Below are 22,817 nucleotides of genomic sequence, written 5' to 3'. Positions count from 1 at the left end.
GGATGAATGACAATGGCGAGCAATCAAAAAGATATGACGCCTCAGCAGCAAAAGTATCAGCAGCTTCAACAAAAGCATGAGTTGAAGAGACCTATTCTCAAGAATTGCATCAGGGCCTTTTGGGTAGGTGGGATAATTTGCGTTGTAGGTCAAGCGATAAGTTATTTTTACATTTATTTTTTTCATTTTACTGAGCAAAATGTCGGCAATCCAACGGTTGCGACAATGGTGTTCTTATCGATGCTGTTAACAGGTTTTGGCGTTTATGACCGCCTTGGCCAATTTGGAGGTGCCGGCAGTGCGGTACCTGTCACAGGTTTTGGAAATGCCGTTATTTCTGCAGCAATTGAGCACCGGACAGAGGGGTTTGTATTAGGTGTTGGAGGGAATATGTTTAAGCTAGCGGGTTCGGTAATTCTTTTTGGAGTGTTCTCTGCGTTTGTTGTTGCACTAATAAAAACGTTACTGGGCATGTGGGGGGTTTTGTAATTGTTAAGAGGGCATCAATCTTGGGTTTTTCAAAACCGGCCAATGATATCCGCTACTGGAGTTTCCGGAGGCCCCTTTGAAGCAAATGGTAACCTAGTCAATGACTTTGACATTTTACATGAAGACTTATGGATGGGAATGGATTCTTACGAAAAGGCACAGCGAGTTTTAGTTGAAGAAGCAATTAGGACTACATTAGCGAAAGCAAAAATGGAGAAAGAAGAAATTCAATTTTTATTTGCCGGTGATTTAATCAATCAAATAACTCCAACTAGCTTTGCAGCCAGGACAGTACAAATTCCTTACTTTGGACTCTTCGGTGCATGCTCAACTTCAATGGAGGGGTTGGCATTAGCCTCCTTTATTGTTAATTACCAAGGGGCAAATAATGTGTTAACAGGTGCCTCAAGTCACAATGCAGCAACTGAAAAACAATTTCGCTATCCAACAGAGTATGGAGGACAAAAACCTCCTACAGCCCAATGGACGGTTACAGGTGCGGGTGTTGCACTTATTACTCAAAATCAAGCTGGTAAGCAGCTGCCTGTAACCACATCGGCGACGATTGGAAAAGTTATAGATATGGGCTTGACTGATCCGTTCAATATGGGCGGGGCCATGGCTCCAGCTGCTGCCGATACAATTATGGCTCATTTTCGCGATTTAGAAATAGATCCCTCCTACTATGATTTAATTATCACAGGTGACTTAGGGAGAATCGGGCATGATACCGCTTTTGAATTACTAGGTAAGAGTGGACTCAAATTAGAACGTAAACAATTTCAGGATTGCGGGCTCTTGATATATAAGGATGATCAACCAGTTCAAGCAGGTGCAAGCGGAGCAGGGTGCTCTGCAACGGTTTTATATGGACATTTATTAAATCAAATGAAAAAGGGCATGTATAAAAGAATTTTAGTAGTCGCAACTGGAGCGTTATTGTCCCCGCTCAGCTTTCAACAAAACGAATCAATTCCATGTGTTGCACACGCGGTTGCCATTGAAATGAATGAAGAGGGAAGGTAATTCTAATGTTAGCAATGTTTTTTTGGGCATTTGTGGTTGGGGGATTAATTTGTGTGATCGGACAGCTTCTATTTGATGTAGCTAAGCTTACACCTGGCCATACTCTAAGCTTACTAGTAGTGGCAGGTGCCATATTAGATGGATTCGGGCTGTACGAGCCACTAGTGGATTTTGCCGGTGCAGGTGCAACTATCCCTATCACCAGCTTTGGTAATTCCTTAGTCCATGGTGCTTTACAGGACGCAGAAAAGCATGGCCTGATTGGAGTTTTAACTGGCATGTTTCAGGTTACTAGTTCTGGTATCTCAGCGGCAATTATTTTTGGATTTATTGGGGCCTTAATCTTTAAACCAAAGGGTTAAAAAAATTTCAGAGGTTGTCTGCAGCATGTCGCCTAGTACACTTTGAAGGTGTATCTCATATGTTATTAATGAGAATTACAAAGTGAGGTGACACTTTATGTTCGGTGGATATGGTGGATATGGCGGCTGTGGCTACGGCGGTGGATATGGCGGCGGTTCAACTTTTGTTTTAATCGTCGTATTATTCATTCTTTTAATCATCGTGGGCGCAAGCTTCTTTTAATCAATGTCGGTGCAAGCTTTTATTATAAAACTGCAAAGCTTGCAGCGAAAGAAAGGTTGGCCATATCAGTGGCCAGCCTTTTCTTTTAGTCATTCTTTTCACGTTTTAAACCTTCCTTCATACAATAAGAGTAGCCTATGAAGGAGCGTGATTTTTACCATGGATAATGGTTTCTTTAAAAATGTTGAAAAGAAAACAGGCGTTAATATGAAAGATATTCTTGAATTAGCGAATTCCTTACAAAATGCGAATTTTAAAGATGAAAAAACCGTTCGCAATGTTATCCGCCGCGTTTCGCAAATTGCAAACAAGCCAGTAAATAAAGAAACGGAAGATAAAATTGTGCAATCTATCGTAAACGATGGAAAACAACTCGATTTCAATACAATTTCAAAGATGATCAATAAAAAATAAGTAAAAGAGACCTCTTTCCTTGATGGAAAAAGGTCTTCTTTGTTAATTTTTATTTTTTTTTGTTAAAGGTGTTAAAAAACGGGAAGGATTAGCCTTTTTACCTCTTCGATTCTGGGGAACAGAGAGAAGTAGCTCAAACTTTGCTCGTGTCATCGCTACATAAAAAAGTCTTCTTTCTTCCTCTAGTGCTGCAAATTCGCCATTTCTTGAGTCTTCTAAAGCGTAATCATGCGGCAGGCTGCCATCGACCGCTCCAATGATATATACGTTTTTGTATTCTAATCCCTTTGCCCGATGGATGGTACTTAGACTAATGGCGTCAGGAAAATGCTTACTTAAATTTTTAATTTCTTTGTTCATCGCGGACATATGCTCCGCATGTGATAGGAAGGCTTGAATACTTGTAAAGCTTTTTGCTGCAACCTTTAAATCCTTTAAATCATCGGAGCCTTTATCTTGCTGACTCGATTCATTTCCTCGTTTTTTCAAAAAGTCAAGAAAACCTAAGTCCTTTTCAATGATTTCGATTGATTTAAGCGGGGAGGCAAATTTCAACGAGCGAATGTGCTGCACGGCCTTTTTTAATTTTTTTTCTTGAAAAGCATGTTTTGTTTTTAAATGGGAAAGCGCCTCTAGATAGGTACAATCTTTTAGTATGCTTTCAGCCTTAATATCCTTTAGTGCATGCTGACTCAAATATAGAGCAGGAAAAATATTAGCTAATGCCTGATTATCATCTTCATCTAAGCTTATTTTTAGAAAAGAAAAAACACTTTTTACAATGTGTCGTTCATAAAAAGCCTCTGAATCTAAATCAATTTTAAAAGGCAGGTTTGAACTTGCTAAACGTTCAAATACCGCTCGGGACCCTGCATTGGTCCGATATAAAATCGCAAAATCAGATGGTTTTGCTCCATGCACAATTTTTTCTTGGATGTCAGTTACAATCATCGTTGCTTCTTCCTCTTCATCAAAAGGAAAGAAGAGGATAGGGGAGGTACCATATTCAAATTGGGCTTTCATTTTCTTATATCTTCTAACCTTGTTCTTCATGATCATCTCATTGGCAGCAGAGACAATTTCATGGGATGAACGGTAGTTTTGCTCCAGTGAAACGACTTTTGCATATGGAAAGTCCTTTTCAAACTCTAACAGATAACTAGGGTCGCTGCCTCGGAAGGAATAGATGGCCTGATCGTCGTCCCCTACGGCACAAACATTTTTATGCTTGTCTGAGAGCAGCTTTATCAGTTCATATTGGACCTTATTAATATCTTGAAATTCATCAATGAGAAAATAATGAAAGCGATTCTGGTAAAGTTCAAGCAGCGATGGGCTGGTGCTCAGCAGCTGATAGCAGCCCATCAGCATATCGTCAAAATCAAATAAGCCTTTTTGTGCTTTATATTCCTCATATTTCTTATAAAGGAAGGCAGTTTTTTCTTCCCAATCTGTCAGCGGCTTCACTTCATGAGGAAATAGAAGTGAATTCTTCCAAAATCCAATTTGCTGAAGGGCTAAATCATAGGCGAATTCCTTCTCAGATAAATCGATTTCCTTCCCAGCCTCTTTCAAAATCTTATCGCGCTGCCACTCCTTCTTCAACAGACGTTCTCCGGACCAATTACTCCCCTCATGAAACATAAGAATACGATAAAAAATACTATGGAAGGTGCCGGTCACCAGGTTATTTATTTGTCCCTTATTAATCTGCGGATAAGTAATCAAACGATTTTTCATTTCACCAGCAGCTTTTGAGGTAAATGTGACGAGCATGATGGTGCGCGGGTCAATTTTTTTCACATTTAACATATAAGCGGTACGCGCTGTGAGTACTCGTGTTTTACCGCTGCCTGCACCAGCAAGGACTAATAAAGAGCCTTCAGTTTCCACAACAGCTGCTGCTTGACTTTTATCGAGTATAACTCCATTGGTGGCCAGTTCTCTTAGATAGGAGTCATGCTCAAGGTGGTTTGCACCTTCGGTTTTTATAAAGGGCAGGGAGCATTTGATAGTTTTTGATGGACGGAATAAGCTGGTACTTTTAGATGTTTCAATAATGGTTCTTCCTTGGGGGATACGAAATCCATTTCGCTCCACCATAATCGGTTCCATTTCTTCAATTACTGGTTCTGGACATGAAGTTTCAGGAGATTTAATATGATAAAAATAAGGTTGTTCCAGTATACCAAGAAATAACCGTACCTTTTCATTACAGACAGGGCAGGATAACTCACCGTTTTTTCCCTGCAAATATATTAATTGATATTGTTCTCGGGCTACTTGGTCAAGAACAATCCTTTGATTTTGATGCATAGCAGTTTTCATTATTCAGCCTCTTTTTTAAAAAATACGACAAACTCTATCATAGCAAAACTAGTTACTATCGAAAAGTGCCCATCTATTCAAGAAATGAAAAAAGCACTTGCCACTTAAGGGCAAGCGCTTGAAATTAAATTTTTTTTATCATGGTTTTATGAGGAATCCCAGCGTCTAGAAATTCTTCGGAAACAACCTCATAACCGAGACCAGCGTAAAATGGGATAGCGTGTGTTTGAGCATTTAACTTTAATTTATGTAGTTCATTTTCGAGAGCATAAGTTTCAATTTCACTCATAATGGCTTTTCCAGCGCCAGTTTTTCTAGCTTCCTTTAATACACAAATTCGTTCTACCTTGCCAAAACCATCTACAACACGAAAGCGGCCAGCTGCAATCGGTGAGCCTTCCAGGTAGGAAACGAAATGTACAGCGTCTTCCTCATATTGATCAATTTCTTCTTCGGCAGGGACATTTTGCTCGTCAATAAAGACAGTTCTTCTGACACAAAAAGCATCTTCAAGTTCTTTTTCATTTTCTACAACTTTTACATTCACAGGTGATTATTCCTTTCCTAGGCGAAATGTCTCGTAAACCGTCCAAGAACCATTTTCTAACTGATAGAGTAAATGGAAGCGGTCAACACTTTCTTCATGATCAAATCTTTTCATTCTTAATGAACCATAAACATCTGAATGCTCATCATTTGAAAGCTCTTGACCAATCGTAATATGTGGAACGAAAGCATATTCTAAATTTTGCTCACTAAATTCTTGATTGATTTCATGATGTAATAAATTTAACTCTTCGGTTGGCTCTACTTTAAAGTAGATAACATTATTTACGGGCTGAAAAGAGCTGATTTTTGTTGTTTTTAATGTAAACGCATTGGTATTGCTTGCTATTTGCCTTAATTTATCAGCAAAGTAAACAACATCCTCTTCCTTTGCTTCAAATGAATTTTTCAACGTTAGGTGTGGAGTGATGAGTGAATAATGCGGGTCATAACGCTTACGATAGGAATTAGCTAAATCTTGTAGTTTTTTTGATGGAAAAATAACAACTCCAAATTTCATATGTGTAACCTCCATATAAACAAGAATTTTTCTTAAATCGGTGCAGTCATGGACCTTCCTGCTATTATAGCAAATATTCAAAAAATATGAAATGACCTTAAAACATCATCTTTAGGGCTCTTTTTAAATCAGGCTGCCAAAATGTCCATGTATGGTCGCCGTCGAATTCATCATAAAAATATGTAAAGGCCTTGTTTGTAAAGATTTCTGACAGCTTCCGGTTTGGACTTAGGAAGTCGCTTTTTTTGCCATTAGTGGTTTGGACTTTGGTTTCCTGATTTCCAACGATATGATATATCTCTAAAAGCTCAGCTTCTGTAAAGCTTTCGACCAATCCAAACACTTCATCTTCAACAAGCGGTGATTGTAGAAGCACTTTTCCAAAAGTATGAGGATATTGGAGAGCGGTCATTAACGATACTGTAGCTCCAAGTGAATCACCGATTAGCGCCCTTGTTGAGCCCATCTGATAAGTTGGAAATACGTTATCTAGGAATGGAACTAATTCATGTGCTAAAAAGCGAATGTAATGTTGATTTTGTTCTCCAGCTGGGTGGTATTTCCTGCGGCGATCCTCCACATCCTTATAGGGTATCCCAACGATGATTAAATTTTCAATTTCTCGCTCAAAAAGATACTCATCTGCTAATCGTCCAATTCTGCCAAGTTGAAAATAATCTCTGCCATCCTGGGCGATTAACAGTGAGTATTTATATAATGGTGAGAAATTTGCTGGCAAATAGATGAGAAGCTGTATTTCTTCTCCAAGCTCATTACTTTTAATTGTATGTTCTTTTATCGTGCCTTTTGGTATCTCCATGCGACAATTCCCCCAATGTTCGATCGATACAACTGCATTTTATCATAACATTGTTAGAAATGCTCAAGTGGAAAGTAAAGTATATTTTGGGGTGTATATTAGTGTAGGAATTGTTCTTTAGAGTGGGGATTTGGCATGATAGATAATATATTTTCCTTGCGAAAGATGCGAATCTGTTTCCGTAAGAGACAATAAGCGCGAATGTACTCATCATTCACTTCTTTCACAAGTAATTTACGTTGTGAAATCTGCTGGTCTTCTGATAGATAAATCATCTCCAACGGAATATTTTCCTCTATAGATCGTAATAAAAGCCCATCCATGTTAATCCCGCCTTTCTGATATCGTATACTATTATTATATCCGAACATTTGTTCTTTATTCAAATGAATTTAGAGCGTGTATTCTTTATTAAAACTATTGACTTTTTATTCATTTTTAATATAATTATATTTGTAGCTTAATTCGACTTGTTAGCTCAGTGGGAGAGCACTTCCTTGACAGGGAAGGGGTCGTGGGTTCGAATCCCTCACAGGTCATCAAATAAAGCCTTGGTAACGTTGAGTTATCAAGGTTTTTTCTATTGTTACAGAGGCTTTTTTTGATTGTTACCTTTTGTAAAAATAAATATAAAAGGGAGATAATATCACCGAATTTGCTGTAACTATTTGTAGATTTTCGACATTGGATTTGGGGGAGAATTAGAGTTACTTGATAGAAATATTTATTAATTTTTTATTCGAACTAAAAACAGGGAAATAAGACCCGATCTATTTTTATAGATTAAGAATCATGGCCTATAATAACCCTCCACTTTTATATCAAGGGAAAGGTAATTCAATTGGATTTTTATTAAATAAAAAAACCACCAACATAAGCTGGTGGCAAATGAAAACTCAAATCAATTATTAGTTTAATCCTAAAGGTGTAAGGTAATCTTCGAGTACCTTACCTTTATATCTTGTTAATGGTTGTTTATGAACAGGAACGTCTGGATTTAATAATAGGTAGTATTTCTTTACAAACTCCATATCTTTCACATCTACTACACCATCATAATTGATATCTGCATTTCGATCGTTTGTATTAAGCTTTTCGGAAATATAGGCAGCATCGAGAATATCGATAACGTTATCATTATTAACGTCTCCTGCTCTCATTGTTCCATAGAAGATATACTTTAGTTTTCCAACTTCCTGTCCTTCATATAGGTCTACTAATTCATCTACCTTTGTATGTCTTTCAAAGTGTCCAGGGACCTTTACAACTAGGTCGTAGGATTGATTAATTAATGGAAGATTCTTTATGGAGAATCTTGCTGAACTGTTGATTGTTGCATCATATCGTTTTCCATCCTGGCCGATCAAATATACCTCTGCCCCAACCATTGAATAGTCCTTAGTATAATCATGCCATAACGTACCAGGAGCAATATAGCCATCACACAAGAAGCCACCTTCAAGAACTGAAGTTGTTGGTAGTATATTGATTCCTCGACCAAATTTGTTAATGAACAAAGGCGATTGATTTAATACATATGCTTTTGCAGACGTGATGTTAAGTTGTTGAATCCATTTTGTGTAAACACTTGGAGTGTCCTTTACCTTAAATGTAAGGTTCATTACTCCCATATTTTCATTAATTCCAGAAGTAGTAGTTCCAGTTAATTGTGGAATTAATTTAATACTGTTCGTCGCACCGGAAGTTGTTTCTACCTTTGTAAAGCTAGCAGAAAGTCCCTTCGCCTGAGCAGCGTTTACAAATTCACTATTTAATTCAACGCCTTGAAGTTCGAATACTTGATTAGAATAAGAAAGAGTATATTCTCCTCCCATTAAATCTTTAATATTGTGCTCACTTAAAGTTACCTTAAAAGTATCACCATATTTTGCATTATTTTTGTCTGTTGTTAATTTCGCATAAGGAGTTCCCTTTTTCACCAATGTGTAGGTAAAATCAGGATGATCCTGCATTCCGTTTATAGCATTATCAAAGGTTCGTAAAGTAATATTTGTGTTAGTACCCTGTTGAATCGTTCTTTGGTATTCAAATTTACCATCTTTGTCAATCGCTAATGGAATGTTGCCAGTCGGGAAAGTAGTTAATGCATTAACCTTGTTTGAAGATTGGTCAAAGTTAAATCCATATTTATTCATTTCATCTACATTTGAATCATTTATGGTCCCACTTATTTTTAGACCATTCTCATCGACTTCGTATACTCCACCAGGAATATTCATTTTTACAGTTGGAAGGGTATTGTCAATAAAGACTTGTTCAGACTTTTTAAACAGATCTCCATCTTCGTTTTGTCCTACTAATTCAATTTCATATCTCCCAGGTGAAGCAAGTTTCTTAGTCAAGCTTACTGGTTGATCTTTATTTGAAGTAAATGGGAAGTACAGCCCAACAAATCCACCTTCTACTCCCCAAAACGTATCTTCATTAAAATATCCACCATGGTAGGAGTCAATAATCCCAAGTCCTTCGCCAGTATCTGCATCTTTTAATACAAGATCAACATCATTCATACGACTTGAAAAACTAAATCCAATTGGAGTATATCCCATGTAACCATTATTTAAATCTCTTCTAGTCGCAAAAGATTTAAAAGGTACTTGTAAATCTTTTATTCCTTCTTTTAACTTCTTAAATCCAAACGGAATTTGGTAAACTTCGTTGCTGTCGTTTTTATTCGTAAAGTAAATATATCCTTCGTATAAACCAAGCTCAGAGTCTTTTGGTATTAGTAGATTTGTATTAATGGAAGAAGTTGAATTAGGTTTTACCGATACTTCAGAAGCAATATCCAAATTCACACCATTTTTTAAAGCATCTTGTGACATCGAGCCACCTGGATTAAGTCCAACCTTTACGTCAAATACTTTTTCTGCATTTGAGCTATTTGTTATATCAATTGTTCTTCTAATTTTATAATCCTTTTTAGATTCAGGAATAGGGCCATAAGCAATGTCACCTGCTGTTTGTGGAAGATTTACTTTTTGGCCATTTTGTAAAGTTGATATTTCATCCTTCACACTTACTTTAGTAGATGAGTGGACAGCTTCGTACGTGTCAATTCTTCCAGAGCCTACTTCAAATACACTGTAGGAACCATTTAATTTATCAGCGGTATTCATCAGAGCTAGTTTAACATCCGCAGGTGTGTATTCAGGATGGCTTTGCAAAATCAAGGCAGCAGAGCCTGCTACGTTAGGAGCAGCCATTGACGTACCAGAAAATCTTGCATATGCATGCTGGTAGTCATCCCTATGGCCATATCCATTGGTATAAGCTGGTACGGAAGAGAACACATCTACACCTGGAGCCGTGACTTCAGGCTTAATATCATAATCTCTTCTTCCCGGCCCCCTTGAGCTAAAGTCTGCGAGCTTATCCCCTTCCATCGTCATTTTACCAAAATCATTAATGGTTAGGTTTACTGGACCATTTTTTAACATATTGACAATTTTAGTGCCTTGTTCATTTAAAATGTTGAAGGTAGGGCAGAAGTCAAAGGAATAGCCAAAATAGTAAGGGATATAGTCTTCGTTAGGAACATTATTGTACAGAATTACCGCTTTTGCACCGTTTTCCTTTGCTAGGTTAATTTTCTCATAAAATGTTTTAATACCACGTTCAATAAGTACCACTTTGTCTTTCACATCTTTACCATTATAGCTAGGAATGTCGCCTATACCTACATTAACGATCGGAAGAGTCATTCCTTTTATCGAATTAAGCGGAGTATAATAGTCTAGGGCCATCATTCTCATATTTTTTAAATTTATCGTTTCATTATTTGAACTTATAACTCCATTACTCGTCTCCACAGTAACAGGAGAACTGCTAGCACCGACTGATATACCAAGTGGTGATGCAGCTGGATTTCCGATAGAATACGGGACTCCGAAATTCCCGGCTGCAATAACGCAAACTGTTCCTGCCAAAGTTGCACTATTAATAGCAACTGACAACGGATTAAGCGGGTCGGTTATATCTGTTCCTAATGATAAATTAATAACGTCCATCTTTTCTTGTACCGCGCGATCTATCCCTGCTATGATTATTGAAGTTAGGCCACTACCATATTGTCCTAAAACCTTATATCCATAAAGTTCTACATCCGGAGCAACACCCGTTATAGCAAAGTCAGAATTATTTTTCCCAGTACCAGCTATAATTCCCGATACGTGTGTTCCGTGGTTTGTCCAGTAAGAAGCCCCTGTAAGTGGATTAAATTCTTTCTGTCCAGATTTCACATAATCTTGATAGGTTGTTTCCATTGGGTCTGGATCGTTACTATATAAATCATATCCCCCCTTGTAAACATCCTTTAGGTCAGGGTGGGTATAATCGATTCCTGTATCAATGACACCAACCTTGATACCCTTCCCAGTTATTCCTTCTTTGTGTAATTTGTTTGCACCTATTTGTTCTAGGTTATCCTGTGTTAAGGTTGAGCTGTTGTTCGTTGATTCGACCTCTGGCTCAGCGTTTGGAGCAATGGAAACTTCTTTATTTTCAAAAACGGCTTGAACGGTATCCATACTTAGTAATTCTTGTACTTGATTAGCAGGTAGTGACATTGCTACCCCATTGAATGCATGTTTGAATTCTCTATTAATTTCAATGGATTTATTGAAATTTTGATTTCCATTGAACTGTTCCTTAAATTTTTTATGAGATTCATCGACCATTTTCATTGAATCATCAAGTGAGGCTTTGAGGCCATTTGCTTGCTTTTTCTTAAAATCAACCACTGCTGGATCCTGTTTAAACTGGACAATGACATTTAAAGGGGTATCAACCTTCAAATTCACATCAGATGAGATTTTAAGCTTTTCAAAGTCGATCTCCTGCATACTATGAATTCTTACTCTGTCAGCGTCGGATATATTTTTTATGTAACTGTCAATATCCTTAATGCCGTTTGTACTGGCATTAATATCTGTCACTGCAAAAGATTTTTGCCCAGGTATTAAACAAGTTGAAATTAGACTTGTGGTTAACACCCCAGCTGCCATGGCTTTAATGATTTTTTTGTTTCTACTTTTCTTCATCGAACCTCTCCTCTTCAAACTAAATTAGTCATCTAAAACATTTGTAAAACTGTGATGTCTTCGTGTTTAATTACGATACTTCACATTTAATACACGGATTGATCAATCAACATATGCACTATGTAACTGACATCTTGATAGATTTAAACTAAGCGGTATGTAAAATATTCAGAAAAATCAACTTAATTTATATTATAGTTATTTATGATTTTGAAATGTATCGGGGGAAATGGAAAAGAAGCTCGTCCGTTTATTTATACAAGCACTTACAAAAAAATCGATATTAATGTTACATTATGTAAAAATAAATAAAAAAAGGTAATGTTATTACAGTATTTGTTGTAGCTATTTGTAGATTGTCGACGATGGACTTGGGGGAGAATTAGAATTTCATAAGAATTATGGTTATAAATTTTTTTTTACAGATAAAAAACAGGCAAAAAGACTATCACTAATTCTAGGATTAAGTCTTTTCAATTGTATGACCTTTTAAAGCCACACTTTATTTTGATCATGGAAAAGGAAAGGAAATTATATTTTAATAAAATAAAAAAACCACTAGCATAAGCGCGTGGGAAATTATACATAAATCGGTGATGGGGTACCTTGTTGTCTTTTCTACTTGAGTAAGAACCTTAGAGGTGAAAAAGGATTTAGGGTACAGCAAAACGAAATCATATTCATTGATGCTCGTAAAAAGGGTTCAATGGTAAGTCGTAGTCAAAAAAAGGCTAAAAGCGTTAATATCAACGTTTTAAAGGCTCTCAACCATTTTGGTTTTTGTCTATTTTATTTTGTAAAATTCTTTTGACCAGATTTTGACCACGAAACATATAGAACGGAAATATCTCGTTTTTCAATTTTTACATAAAAATTGAGCTAATCCTTATGATAACAAGGTTTGTTTTATTTCATGTTTCTTGATATTAAATGCACATATGAAAGAACGTAAGAAATACGGTCTTTTAGGAGCGCGAGCGTCGAGGAGCATTGATTTATAGATTAAATTCGCTCATCTGCTATGCCAGGGTGTTTACGCTACCGGTTAAAGTGACCGTTTTGGAATGACAATTATACATATAAAGTTGCTGGAAGAGTGCATTATTTCGAGCCAATCAAAAGGATTTTCGGATCGTGACGGAAGCCTTGGAGGTTGAGACCTCAAAATGGCAACAGTAGAGATTATAGAGTATTTAGAGCTTTTATATAGAGAAGAACGCGTAAAATAACCCCTTACAGGACTACATATGCATGCTATTAATAGGTCCTGCATATTATTATTGTAAAACATGAAGTAGGAGCTAATTACACAAATTATAGAGTATGGAATTAAATTTCGTTCATCCAGATTGGTATCTGGACGGATTAAAGGAGCAACGAGTTGGATTCCCTAAACGTGAACAAAGTACTAAATTTGAAAAAGGTGCTAAACTGCTTATTTATTTGACTACAGCTCAAAAAGAACATATGTATTCCCCCATAGTTAAAGAGTACCAACGGAAGTTAGTTGAATATATACAGTTTTCAGAGGTTTTTCTGACGGGGAACACTTTCCTGATAAGAAACCGGGATATCCCTTAAATCTTCCAGTTACAATAGAATTTTTAAAAAATGATCCAAGAGAAGAATTGTCGCTCGAGTCGATTCAAAAAACAATTCCAGGGTTTTTACCTAGGCATGGTCAGAGTCACCAACCTATTACAGAAGATGATTATTTGCTTCTTCGTGATCGATTAATTAATGGTAATTAACATCATAAGCAAAAGGATAAGTAAACAGCTTGAATTATAGTTTAAGTGAATGCAAAATCAACATTGGGCTGAATGTTTATTTACTATTCCATCCTTAAAAAGAAGTGATCTATTTTTATAATTTTATTAATTAAAAGAATTGAAATAAAAATAATATGGTATAATATGGAAATTATGTAAAAATAATGTTCTTACACCCAAGGGATTTAAATTATTATCGGCGCTTCACCACAGAGAATGAAAATGGTTTCGAACCGTCAATACTGATTCTACGGCTGGAAGAGGAAGGTCGCTGAACTATGGTGCGTTAGAGCCCATCCGTTAGTCTGACTCCACCGACCACGGTGCACCACTGACTGTCGCTCCCTTAGGGGAAGCACACATGGTAGATTAATCCTATTCTGGTTGATGCACCAGCCTCTAATCATAACAATTGCCGTAGAAAGGATGTTTTCAATGGATGTAGTCATTGAATGAGCATGCTGTATGGATATCCATAAGGACAATATTACTGCATGTATTGTGACACCTGCAGGAAAGGAGATTCAAACGTTTTCTACTAAACTGTATTTCTATTACAGTTGGTTGACTGGATTAAACAACATAGTTGTACGCATGTTGCTATGGAGAGCACAAGTGTTTATTGGAAGCCGATTGTGAATTTACTTGAAGCTGAGGATATTGAGTTTTTAATTGTGAATGCCCAACATATAAAGGCAGTTCCAGGACGCAAAACAGATGTGAAAGATGCAGAATGGATTGCCAAGCTTCTAAGCCACGGTCTGCTCAAAGCAAGTTATATTCCAGATCGAAATCAACGTGAACTGCGTGAGTTAGTTCGCTATCGCCGAAGTATTATCGAAGAGCGAACCAGGCAACATAACCGAATTCAGAAGGTGTTAGAAGGTGCGAACATTAAATTAGGTTCTGTTGTTTCCGACGTTCTTGGTGTTTCAGCTCGGGTTATGCTCGATGCCATTGCCGCTGGTGAGGAGGATCCTGAAAACTAGCAAACTTTGCACGTCGCACTATGAAAAAGAAGAAAGAAGAGCTGGAACTCGCCCTAAAAGGCTATATCAATTCACATCAACGCCTCATGTTAAAAACCATTTTAGGTCATATTGATTTTCTGACTGAGCAAATCGAAATGCTTGATAAGGAAGTTGCAGAAAGAGTCAGTTCTCATCAAGAAGATGTGGCACGATTGGATTCGATTCCTGGTATAGCGACCAGAAATGGCTGAGCAGATCCTGTCTGAAATTGGGACTGATGTAAAAAAACAATTCCCTACTGCAGCTCATATGTGTTCTTGGGCAGGATTAGTTCCTGGACAAACGAAAGTGCAGGAAAGAAAAAATCAAGTAGAACCAAAAAAGGGAACAAATATCTTAGATCAGCATTAACAGAAGCAGCTCAATCAGTTAGAGGGTCAAAAAACTACCTAGGAGCACTATACAGGCGAACTGCCGGTCGTAAAGGTAGGAAAAGAGCATCTATTGTCGTAGCCCATGCGATATTGCGAATCGCATATTATCTCTTAACAAGAAACGAAATGTACGTTAACCTAGGCGAAGATTATTTTGATAAACAAAGACAGGCATCAATTGTTCGACATTCAGTTCGTAAACTAGAAAACCTAGGTTATACCGTGACAATATCCGAAGCATCCTAAATCCATTACTCTATAATAACGCTCCTACCGATCAGTCGCCTCTTTTAAAAAAAATGAAAGAGCTGCGTCTTCTTTAGTATTGCCAAATTTAGATCGTTGCAGAAGTTAATTTTCATGGTAGTTCATTTTAAAGGGAATCCTAGTCCTTATTTTCATTTTATTATTCCTGAATCTTTTATATCAATTTTCACAGAAACATTAAATTCAGCTTTTCCCATTGCTTCTCCCCATTGATTTTGAACCTTTTTCCAAGAATCATATTGATAGGCTCTAGCATACATACCCAACCCAATTGGATCGATTTCATGTTCTTGAAAATCTTGAATTAGGTTTTTAAATTGTTTTTCGAGCTGCTCTTCAATCATTTTTTCCATTTTTTTCTCATTCTTTACAGTATCAAATGTAAAAAGGCGTTCTTTAAAGTAAATTGGCATATTTAATTGTATATCAAAATGAAATTTGTCCATTTTGTAATTGACATTTATTTTTCGTTTCAGTTGTTGGACAACGAAGCTTGTCTCATTATTACTAAATACACTATTACTTTCGTTTAGTTCTGGAAGTGAAAGAGATAATGAGAGGTCCCCCTTCACTTGATGTTGCAAAATATGTAACAAAGGATTTTTTTCAATATTTAGTTTAAAAGCATATTTCCCGCTTTTATCTAATAATGCTGTTCCAGTTAAAATAACATCTTGATTCTTTTTAATTTCGGTAATGGCAGGGGTAACCCCTTTTTCATACATTTGTCTGTGCAATTCTTTAAGATTTGTTTTTACAACAATATTTCTTTCATTAGCTGTATCGATTAACTTTGTTAGTTGAATAGAAAGCCGTGGCTTATCTTCACCCTGATATTGAATGAGTTCAGATACGGTACCGTCAACGCAAACAACTCTAGCTGTCGTAGAAAAATCTGGTTCCCTATACATAAGATCGAGTAAACGAAACCAATTTTCCTGTTGCAGGATTTTTTTTCCTAGGAGAATTACTTGAACCTTTCCTCCAGTGGTGAGACCAGCGACTCTTGCATCAAATTTCCCCCTAGATTGACGTAGTGATTGTGATTTTACTCCGTATTCTTCCGATTTTTTCTCAGCCTCTTCACTAAATACAGGACTGGATGTATATATAATAAGATTGTTTTCTTCATCTAAATCCATACCTACAACCAATGTTAGCGTAAGATCTTCTAATATCTGACGGCTTCTATTACAACCCTGAAGAAAAACAACATATATAATAACTAGTATAAATATTAATCTTCTCTTCATATATTTTCTCTCCTAAATATTCGATCCGATACTGACATATAAAACCAAAAACATATTGGAAAAACAAACGCTATGATGAACCCAAATTTTTCTAAAATTTTCATTAAAGAGGTATTAGCGTTAAAAGAAGGGTTTATTATACCAGTAACGAGTACAAATAACACGAGTAGAAGGAACAAAAGCTTTTTATAATCTTGATTATTAAGTATTTGACTTGTAGACATTACTGTAAATAACATATAAGGAATCCATACTTTTGAAATGACTATTATATAGAATGACATGACAATAATGTCAACTCTTTCTACAAATTTAAATTCAATAATCCTTAGAATATAGAGTGTTGGCTCAAAAAATTTAGTAATTTCATCTGGACTGAAAAAAGCGAAGCAAATAATGGTTATGTATAAATAAACGAGCATAGAAAGTGTATTCGCAATGATGATTCCAATTGAAGCCAGTTGTTTTTTTTTTAAATATGGGTATAAAAATAAGGTGATCTCAAACCCCAAAAAAGAAAACACTGTCGTTTTGATACTAAGTAATAATGGCTGTAACCCCTCTTTAAAGAGGGGTAACAAATTAATCCAGTGGCTGTCTTTTAATGGAATCAAGTACACAAGGTACATCCAGATTGACATTAAAAAAACCAATTCTGCATATCTGGCAATATTACGTACACCACCATGAATGATGAGATATGATGGAATTGTAAAAAGGATTAATAAAATATATGATGGGGTTTGATGTAAAACCCAAGAATTGACATACAAGGCTGTACGATGGATTATAGCAAAAGCCATAAATGCTAAATAGAGGGTAAGTAAAATGGTACCAAGACTACCAAGCCACTTTCCGAAATAACGTTGTAAAAGATCAACCACATTTTTATCCGGATGTTTTTTCATTAATTGAATAATTATTAAACTTGCTATAATTGAGAAAATCCAACCAATTAGAATACTCATCCAACCGTCTGTACCACTCTCCTCTGCAAGTCGACCTGGAAGTGAAAGAAAACCTATGCCAACTTGTGTACCATGAATTAAAAAAATATACTGCATAAAGGTAATTTCTTGAAAAGCATATTTCTTCATTTGTCATCCTCCAATGGCCGATTTGATCCCATCCTCTTGGATTGAATTGCCCTGGTACTTTTTGGACGAGTAGTCATTTTCCAAAGTGGCACACGAATAAAAGTATCTTTCCAATCTGAGAAACGTACAGGAGCTAAAGGAGAGAAATAAGGTGTACCGAGTGATTTAAGAGACAAGAGATGTCCAATTAATAACATCCATCCAACCATTATCCCTACTATACCGAACATCCAAGCAATTAACATCATCGGGAAACGGATTAAGCGAATACTAGATGCCATGTCATAGTTTGGGATACTAAAAGAAGCGATGGCTGTAAATGAAACAACGATTACCATTATGTTACTAACGATACCTGCCTCGACCGCTGCCTGACCAATTACGATTCCTCCAACAATTCCTACTGTTTGTCCAATAGGTGAAGGAAGGCGTATACCAGCCTCTCGTAATAACTCTAATGTAATTTCCATCAATAATGCTTCAATTATAGGCGAAAATGGTACCCGTTCCCTTGACTCTCCTATCGATAGTAACAAATCCATAGGGATTATTTGGAAGTTAAAAGAAATGATTGAAATATATAATGCAGGTAAAAAAATAGCAATTAAAAAAGCTAAAAACCTTAAAATCCTTATAAAAGAAGCTACTATCCATCTTGTACTGTAGTCATCGACGCTTTGTAAAAATGAAATCATCGCAGTTGGTGCGATTAATGCGCTAGAAGAACGGTCTACAATCACACACAACCTACCCTGTAAAAGTTGGGACGCGGCAGAATCTGGTCGTTCGGTCATTAAAAACTGTGGGAATGGAGAATATGGGTTGTCCTCAATGTACTCTGCTAATTCTCCAGTATTTAAAATGCAATCCACATCTAAATGTTTGATACGGTCTTCTAATTCCTTTAAAATTTCTGGATGGGCGACATCGGCCAAATAAAGAATGGAAACTTTACTCTCAGACCTCTTTCCGACTGTGTACTCCTTTATTTTTAATTCACGATTTGCTATAAAGCGACGAATCATAGCGATATTCTGACTGCCAGTTTCTGTAAATCCTTGATGTGCTCCCTTTAAGGAAGCTTCGAGCTGTGGATCTTCAATCGCCCTTTGTGGCCACCCTTGAGTATTGAATACCGCCGCCTTTGTAAGGTCATCAATAAACAAAACACTTCCACCATGTAATATCGTTTTTTCTATTTCTCTCCAACTATTTATATATTTTATACTACCAATTGTCACTACAGATTCAAGACTGGAGTTGAGGCTTTTATCAAACATCAGAGGACGTAGAATATGGTCGTTGATTAAGTTTTTATCTGCTAATCCTTCAAGATAAACAAGAGCATTCCGACTTCCATTCTGTTTACTTTTAAATTGTCGAACAACCAAATCAGATGTGTTGATAAACAATCTATGTAAAACATCTAAATTTTCAGATAATTCACCGGACAAGTTTATACTTAAATCAGAATAAATTCTGTTCAATTTTATTTCTGGGATAGAATTCTTTTTATTTTGGTATCGATAACGGAAAAATCTCATATATTATCTTCTTTCTATGTTTAAATTAACTAACAATTATTATGAACGATGTTGATGTAGAATATTCATCACAGAAACAATTGTTTTTTCCCTTAATCCCTGTATTCAATTAGATAGGTGGCAATAGGTAAGCATTTGATGTTATCTCCAGCTTTTCCCCTTCTCTACACGGAACGTGAAAGTTTCCCCTCATTCCGCGCTCCATCTAACTTTACTTACTAGATTATAAGTTCCAAGTTACTCAAAGATGTTAAGTTATTATATTGGATTCCATCCCGCATCGCTTACGATATTTGTTAATCTTTTTTATTACGTCTTGATTGAGTTTAAAGTTCTTTAATCGTAAATCAATTGAGTTTCTGTCTGTTTGGTGGATGACTGTATGAATATCTTCGTGAAGGATTCTTAGGTTATTAAAGGAATGTAATGATGGCAGTGAACCTCGTTAGCTTTTAGAAATTCTTTTTCTTATTCCACAATCTGGCCCGATTGTTGAACTAAAATCAAATACCACTCTAAAACCTGCTACCTTCTTTTTCATCTCCAGTAAAGGAGACATATGCATAATAAGCACCAACAACAACAAGCAGATAATCAACTGCTGAGATCACCTTTTCTTTAAACCATTAATAATAAAGTTATATTTTTTCGAAATCGCTTTATATATTGGTAAATATTGTCATAAGCCAACTAAACTGACCCTTTAGTTGCAGAAGAATCTTTATAATTTCATCGCTTTTTCATATTTTTATTCGTTGACTGGGTCTATCGTTTCATCTTCCAATTTGTTTTCCTTTGTGTAACCTTTTCTTAAGGTAACAGGCACTTTATCCCCTTCTTTTATCTGATTGTAATAGTCCGAATGGTCATATCCATATACTATGACGTTATCTTTATATTGGAGGGTGATTTCCCATTCCGACACATCTCTTACGTGTTCTTTTTTGACTACGGTTGCTTCTACTATTTTCTCTTCAAAATGGTCAATCGGAGGACCTTCGGAACAACCAGATAACATACCTAATACGATTAATAAAACCCATACTACATTCATTATTTTCATTTTTTGAACCTCACTTTTTATTTTTTCAATTCCTTTTGTTTTATGCTTTTCCTTTTCCTTACACCCTCTAAAAAAGAATAAAAAACTAAACTGCTCGTTAGCTTAATAATAAATGGTATATAAATATTAGTAAATTGTTACCATGTTAATCATGTTTGAAAAAGTACACCTTTACAAACACTATATAGTTACCTTGAAATTAGCTTTTAATATGATTGTAAATGTATAAAATTACTATATAAACGTTTATAAATAATTAGATACTTTTATAAACGATAATGATATAATTTAAGTATCATCTAACAAAGGAGATACTAACATCATGAGTAAAAAAACATTCGGTTATATTCGTGTTTCAAGTAAAGACCAAAACCTTGACCGTCAGCTAACAGAACTAATTGATTTAGGTATTAATGAGCGTGACATATTCATTGATAAGCAAAGCGGGAAAAACTTTGATAGACCACAATATCAGGCGTTAAAAATACAATTACGTGAAGGTGACCTTCTATATATTAAATCAATTGACCGTTTCGGTAGAAATTCAAAAGAAATAAAAAAAGAGTGGGAACATATCACTCACGAAATTAAAGCAGATATAAAAGTAATAGATATGCCATTATTGGATACGACACAGCATAAGGACACATTAGGAACATTTGTAAGTGATTTAGTGTTACAAGTATTATCGTTCATGGCAGAAACAGAACGTGAGAATATACGTAAGCGACAAGCGGAAGGAATAGCAGTAGCGAAGGCGAAAGGTAAACAGTTGGGTAGACCTACTATGTCATTAGAAACGCTTTCTAATGGACAGAGAGCCATATTAAAAGAGAACTATGTAGGATGGAAACAAGGCGAAATTACAGCGGTATCGTTAATGGATTCATTGGAACTGAAAAAGAATACTTTTTATAAAATCATCAAGCAATATGAAGAAACATTATAGGCACTCTTTGAGTGTCTTTCATTTTAAAGTCTTTAAAAGTAGTTTTATGCTATGAAGTAGAAGAGGGAGGGTTTACAGGAAAAGAATAATAGTTAGGATTAAAAAGCGAGGGAGTACATCTACGCGGAAAATACTATAATTTAAATTACGATACGACATACAATTTTATTAAGTTTAGAGGGTAATAAATAAGCAAACAAAAAACACACCTAAAAAGGCGTGCTTAATTTCTTCTTACCATATTGGTCACATTTTGGGCACGTACTATCGATAAAAAGGAAATCCTTTAGGATACTAAAGGGTGTGAAAAGGTTGATTTATTAACCCTTGTGGAACATTTAGGATATAGGAGAATACTATAAATTCACTTTGACAGGGAAGGGGTCGTGGGTTCGAATCCCTCACAGGTCATCACTAAACCTAACATCATTATGATGTTAGGTTTTTTCTATTTAAAGGGTCAGTCTCCTTTGGGGGCTGACCCTTTCTACGTCTTTAGCCCTATTCGAAAATCAAGCTCAGGCTCAATTATATGTAACATCTAAAAAAGGTAAGATGATATCAAGAAAGCAAAGGAGGAAAACAAAATGAAAAAATTTGGTTTATGTATAGCAGGAGGAATTGCAACCATCATCTTACTTTCTACAATTGGTCCGATGGTGGGGTTACTAATAAGTCTGGCGGTTTTATATTTCATTTACAAACAGTTTTTAAAAGCAGAATCAACTGGATGGAAAATTGCGCTGGGGATTTTCGGGGTTATTTTTCTAATGGCTTCTATCTCTAATGCACCTGCCATTATCGGTGTAGTTGCTGCTTACATTCTTTACCTAGTCTATAAAAATTGGAATTCCAGCAAACATTCTGTAGTTAAAGAAGAATCTGATCCATTTGTAAATTTTGAAAAACAATGGAATGAAATAAAAAACTACTAATCAGAGGAGAGAAATTAAAATGACAAATCTTTTCACAAGAATTAAAGATACTGTTATCGCAGACTTAGACGAGGCAATTGAAAAAAAGGAAAAACACAATCCGATTGCGTTACTTAATCAATACCTTCGCCAGTGCGAACAGGAAACAGAAAAGGTAGCGGAATTCTTGGAGCGACAATCTGCACTTAAGGATGAGTTTACAAAAGAGCTGTACCATGCGGAGCAGTTAGCTGAAAAAAGGAAGCATCAAGCTGAAATTGCTTTAAAAGCGGAAGAAACAGAGCTTTATCAATTTGCTTCAAATGAGTATGAACTATATTCAAATCGCACAGAGAGATTAAGAGCATCCCTTGAGCAAGTTAAAGTTCAGTTAGGCGAACTAGAAAGAAAGCTTGGAGAGATGAAGAACAAACTAAAAGATATGCAGCTTCGCCGGATGGAGCTAATGGGACGTGAAAACGTAACAAGAGCGAACCATCAAATCAATCAAGTTTTAGAAACGAACACTTACTCAGATAAATCATACTCACGTTTCAAAGAAATTGAAAATTACATCGACCGACTCGAAAATCAAGTCAATCGTTCATATAATCAAACAACGATTGATGCACGTATCAATCAATTAGAAAAAGACATGAAGCAATCGATATAATTAATAGCTGTGTTAAAGGTGCCTGTTGATTTTGGACACTCTGTTGATTTCCGTGGAAGGCACGAGACTCCTCGAAAATGCTATCGCAT

The 22,817-nt window shown here is 36.0% G+C and carries 18 protein-coding genes, 1 tRNA gene and 1 pseudogene; 10 read left to right on the top strand and 10 right to left on the bottom strand.

Going from position 1 to position 22,817, the window contains the following annotated elements; genetic code table 11:
* Positions 1-12 precede the first annotated feature (12 nt).
* The 5 genes from spoVAC to CHI06_RS16705 all read left to right on the top strand — a co-directional run bounded on the left by spoVAC (position 13) and on the right by CHI06_RS16705 (position 2,514).
* Positions 13-489 carry a stage V sporulation protein AC gene (gene spoVAC, locus CHI06_RS16725; protein WP_095249777.1) on the top strand — a complete coding sequence of 159 codons (477 nt, stop codon included), beginning with the start codon at positions 13-15 and terminating at the stop codon, positions 487-489.
* Positions 490-1,515 carry a stage V sporulation protein AD gene (gene spoVAD, locus CHI06_RS16720; protein ID WP_095249765.1) on the top strand — a complete coding sequence of 342 codons (1,026 nt, stop codon included), beginning with the start codon at positions 490-492 and terminating at the stop codon, positions 1,513-1,515. It begins immediately after the preceding gene.
* A gap of 5 nt (positions 1,516-1,520) precedes the next feature.
* The gene (spoVAE, locus tag CHI06_RS16715; protein ID WP_095249764.1) at positions 1,521-1,877 is read left to right on the top strand and encodes a stage V sporulation protein AE; all 357 of its coding nucleotides are present in this window, start codon (positions 1,521-1,523) and stop codon (positions 1,875-1,877) included.
* A gap of 97 nt (positions 1,878-1,974) precedes the next feature.
* A complete protein-coding gene (locus tag CHI06_RS16710) occupies positions 1,975-2,100 on the top strand; it encodes a YjcZ family sporulation protein (RefSeq protein ID WP_095249763.1) in 126 nt (41 codons plus the stop codon).
* 159 nt (positions 2,101-2,259) lie between these two features.
* A complete protein-coding gene (locus tag CHI06_RS16705; protein ID WP_095249762.1) occupies positions 2,260-2,514 on the top strand; it encodes a stage VI sporulation protein F in 255 nt (84 codons plus the stop codon).
* A 42-nt stretch (positions 2,515-2,556) separates the two neighbouring features.
* On the opposite strand, the gene CHI06_RS16700 is transcribed toward CHI06_RS16705, so the two are convergent.
* The 5 genes from CHI06_RS16700 to CHI06_RS16680 all read right to left on the bottom strand — a co-directional run bounded on the left by CHI06_RS16700 (position 2,557) and on the right by CHI06_RS16680 (position 7,051).
* Positions 2,557-4,842, bottom strand: coding sequence for an ATP-dependent helicase (locus CHI06_RS16700; protein ID WP_095249761.1), 2,286 nt, complete (start codon positions 4,840-4,842; stop codon positions 2,557-2,559).
* A gap of 124 nt (positions 4,843-4,966) precedes the next feature.
* Positions 4,967-5,389, bottom strand: a complete 423-nt coding sequence (locus CHI06_RS16695) for a GNAT family N-acetyltransferase (RefSeq protein WP_095249760.1) — start codon at positions 5,387-5,389, stop codon at positions 4,967-4,969.
* 6 nt (positions 5,390-5,395) lie between these two features.
* Positions 5,396-5,908 carry a YjcG family protein gene (locus CHI06_RS16690; protein WP_095249759.1) on the bottom strand — a complete coding sequence of 171 codons (513 nt, stop codon included), beginning with the start codon at positions 5,906-5,908 and terminating at the stop codon, positions 5,396-5,398.
* Between the two features lie 97 nt (positions 5,909-6,005).
* Complete coding sequence (locus CHI06_RS16685; protein ID WP_095249758.1) at positions 6,006-6,728, bottom strand: alpha/beta hydrolase; 723 nt, start codon at positions 6,726-6,728, stop codon at positions 6,006-6,008.
* Between the two features lie 98 nt (positions 6,729-6,826).
* On the bottom strand, positions 6,827-7,051 hold the full coding sequence (locus tag CHI06_RS16680; protein ID WP_095249757.1) for a hypothetical protein: 225 nt from the start codon (positions 7,049-7,051) through the stop codon (positions 6,827-6,829).
* Positions 7,052-7,195: 144 nt separating this feature from the next.
* On the opposite strand from CHI06_RS16680, the gene CHI06_RS16675 reads away from it, so the two are divergent.
* Positions 7,196-7,267: transfer RNA gene (locus CHI06_RS16675), tRNA-Val, on the top strand.
* A 369-nt stretch (positions 7,268-7,636) separates the two neighbouring features.
* On the opposite strand, the gene CHI06_RS16670 is transcribed toward CHI06_RS16675, so the two are convergent.
* The gene (locus CHI06_RS16670) at positions 7,637-11,791 is read right to left on the bottom strand and encodes a S8 family serine peptidase (RefSeq protein WP_095249756.1); all 4,155 of its coding nucleotides are present in this window, start codon (positions 11,789-11,791) and stop codon (positions 7,637-7,639) included.
* 2,237 nt (positions 11,792-14,028) lie between these two features.
* Between CHI06_RS16670 and CHI06_RS16655 the strand changes: the two are divergent.
* Positions 14,029-15,214, top strand: a pseudogene (locus CHI06_RS16655) (IS110 family transposase).
* Between the two features lie 152 nt (positions 15,215-15,366).
* Here the strand turns inward: CHI06_RS16655 and CHI06_RS16650 are convergent.
* The 4 genes from CHI06_RS16650 to CHI06_RS16635 all read right to left on the bottom strand — a co-directional run bounded on the left by CHI06_RS16650 (position 15,367) and on the right by CHI06_RS16635 (position 20,192).
* Positions 15,367-16,488, bottom strand: a complete 1,122-nt coding sequence (locus tag CHI06_RS16650) for a Ger(x)C family spore germination protein (protein WP_095249753.1) — start codon at positions 16,486-16,488, stop codon at positions 15,367-15,369.
* Positions 16,485-17,585, bottom strand: a complete 1,101-nt coding sequence (locus tag CHI06_RS16645; protein WP_095249752.1) for a GerAB/ArcD/ProY family transporter — start codon at positions 17,583-17,585, stop codon at positions 16,485-16,487. Before CHI06_RS16645 ends, CHI06_RS16650 begins: the two co-directional genes overlap by 4 nt.
* Positions 17,582-19,129, bottom strand: a complete 1,548-nt coding sequence (locus CHI06_RS16640) for a spore germination protein (RefSeq protein ID WP_095249751.1) — start codon at positions 19,127-19,129, stop codon at positions 17,582-17,584. The genes CHI06_RS16645 and CHI06_RS16640 overlap by 4 nt, the downstream gene beginning before the upstream one ends.
* A 748-nt stretch (positions 19,130-19,877) precedes the next feature.
* Positions 19,878-20,192: a hypothetical protein gene (locus CHI06_RS16635; protein WP_095249750.1), complete on the bottom strand. Its 315-nt coding sequence runs from the start codon at positions 20,190-20,192 to the stop codon at positions 19,878-19,880.
* Positions 20,193-20,514: 322 nt separating this feature from the next.
* Between CHI06_RS16635 and CHI06_RS16630 the strand changes: the two genes are divergently transcribed.
* The 3 genes from CHI06_RS16630 (at position 20,515) to CHI06_RS16620 (ending at position 22,728) form a co-directional block, all read left to right on the top strand.
* The gene (locus tag CHI06_RS16630; protein ID WP_095249749.1) at positions 20,515-21,141 is read left to right on the top strand and encodes a recombinase family protein; all 627 of its coding nucleotides are present in this window, start codon (positions 20,515-20,517) and stop codon (positions 21,139-21,141) included.
* A gap of 587 nt (positions 21,142-21,728) precedes the next feature.
* The gene (locus tag CHI06_RS16625) at positions 21,729-22,076 is read left to right on the top strand and encodes a lmo0954 family membrane protein (RefSeq protein WP_095249748.1); all 348 of its coding nucleotides are present in this window, start codon (positions 21,729-21,731) and stop codon (positions 22,074-22,076) included.
* Between the two features lie 19 nt (positions 22,077-22,095).
* Complete coding sequence (locus CHI06_RS16620) at positions 22,096-22,728, top strand: PspA/IM30 family protein (RefSeq protein ID WP_095249747.1); 633 nt, start codon at positions 22,096-22,098, stop codon at positions 22,726-22,728.
* The last annotated feature ends 89 nt before the right edge of the window (positions 22,729-22,817 follow it).

Source organism: Bacillus sp. 7884-1 (assembly GCF_002272245.1).
Lineage (GTDB): Bacteria > Bacillota > Bacilli > Bacillales > Cytobacillaceae > Neobacillus.
Note: the sequence above shows the minus strand (reverse complement) of the source record. Positions and strands in the feature narration are given on the sequence as shown.

Bases quoted from the DNA above. Each gene is read 5' to 3' on its own strand.
- spoVAC (WP_095249777.1), top strand. From the start codon at position 13: ATGGCGAGCAATCAAAAAGATATGACGCCTCAGCAGCAAAAGTATCAG.
- spoVAE (WP_095249764.1), top strand. From the start codon at position 1,521: ATGTTAGCAATGTTTTTTTGGGCATTTGTGGTTGGGGGATTAATTTGT.
- CHI06_RS16710 (WP_095249763.1), top strand. From the start codon at position 1,975: ATGTTCGGTGGATATGGTGGATATGGCGGCTGTGGCTACGGCGGTGGA.
- CHI06_RS16705 (WP_095249762.1), top strand. From the start codon at position 2,260: ATGGATAATGGTTTCTTTAAAAATGTTGAAAAGAAAACAGGCGTTAAT.
- CHI06_RS16700 (WP_095249761.1), bottom strand. From the start codon at position 4,842: ATGAAAACTGCTATGCATCAAAATCAAAGGATTGTTCTTGACCAAGTA.
- CHI06_RS16690 (WP_095249759.1), bottom strand. From the start codon at position 5,908: ATGAAATTTGGAGTTGTTATTTTTCCATCAAAAAAACTACAAGATTTA.
- CHI06_RS16685 (WP_095249758.1), bottom strand. From the start codon at position 6,728: ATGGAGATACCAAAAGGCACGATAAAAGAACATACAATTAAAAGTAAT.
- CHI06_RS16680 (WP_095249757.1), bottom strand. From the start codon at position 7,051: ATGGATGGGCTTTTATTACGATCTATAGAGGAAAATATTCCGTTGGAG.
- CHI06_RS16670 (WP_095249756.1), bottom strand. From the start codon at position 11,791: ATGAAGAAAAGTAGAAACAAAAAAATCATTAAAGCCATGGCAGCTGGG.
- CHI06_RS16650 (WP_095249753.1), bottom strand. From the start codon at position 16,488: ATGAAGAGAAGATTAATATTTATACTAGTTATTATATATGTTGTTTTT.
- CHI06_RS16645 (WP_095249752.1), bottom strand. From the start codon at position 17,585: ATGAAGAAATATGCTTTTCAAGAAATTACCTTTATGCAGTATATTTTT.
- CHI06_RS16640 (WP_095249751.1), bottom strand. From the start codon at position 19,129: ATGAGATTTTTCCGTTATCGATACCAAAATAAAAAGAATTCTATCCCA.
- CHI06_RS16635 (WP_095249750.1), bottom strand. From the start codon at position 20,192: ATGAAAATAATGAATGTAGTATGGGTTTTATTAATCGTATTAGGTATG.
- CHI06_RS16630 (WP_095249749.1), top strand. From the start codon at position 20,515: ATGAGTAAAAAAACATTCGGTTATATTCGTGTTTCAAGTAAAGACCAA.
- CHI06_RS16625 (WP_095249748.1), top strand. From the start codon at position 21,729: ATGAAAAAATTTGGTTTATGTATAGCAGGAGGAATTGCAACCATCATC.
- CHI06_RS16620 (WP_095249747.1), top strand. From the start codon at position 22,096: ATGACAAATCTTTTCACAAGAATTAAAGATACTGTTATCGCAGACTTA.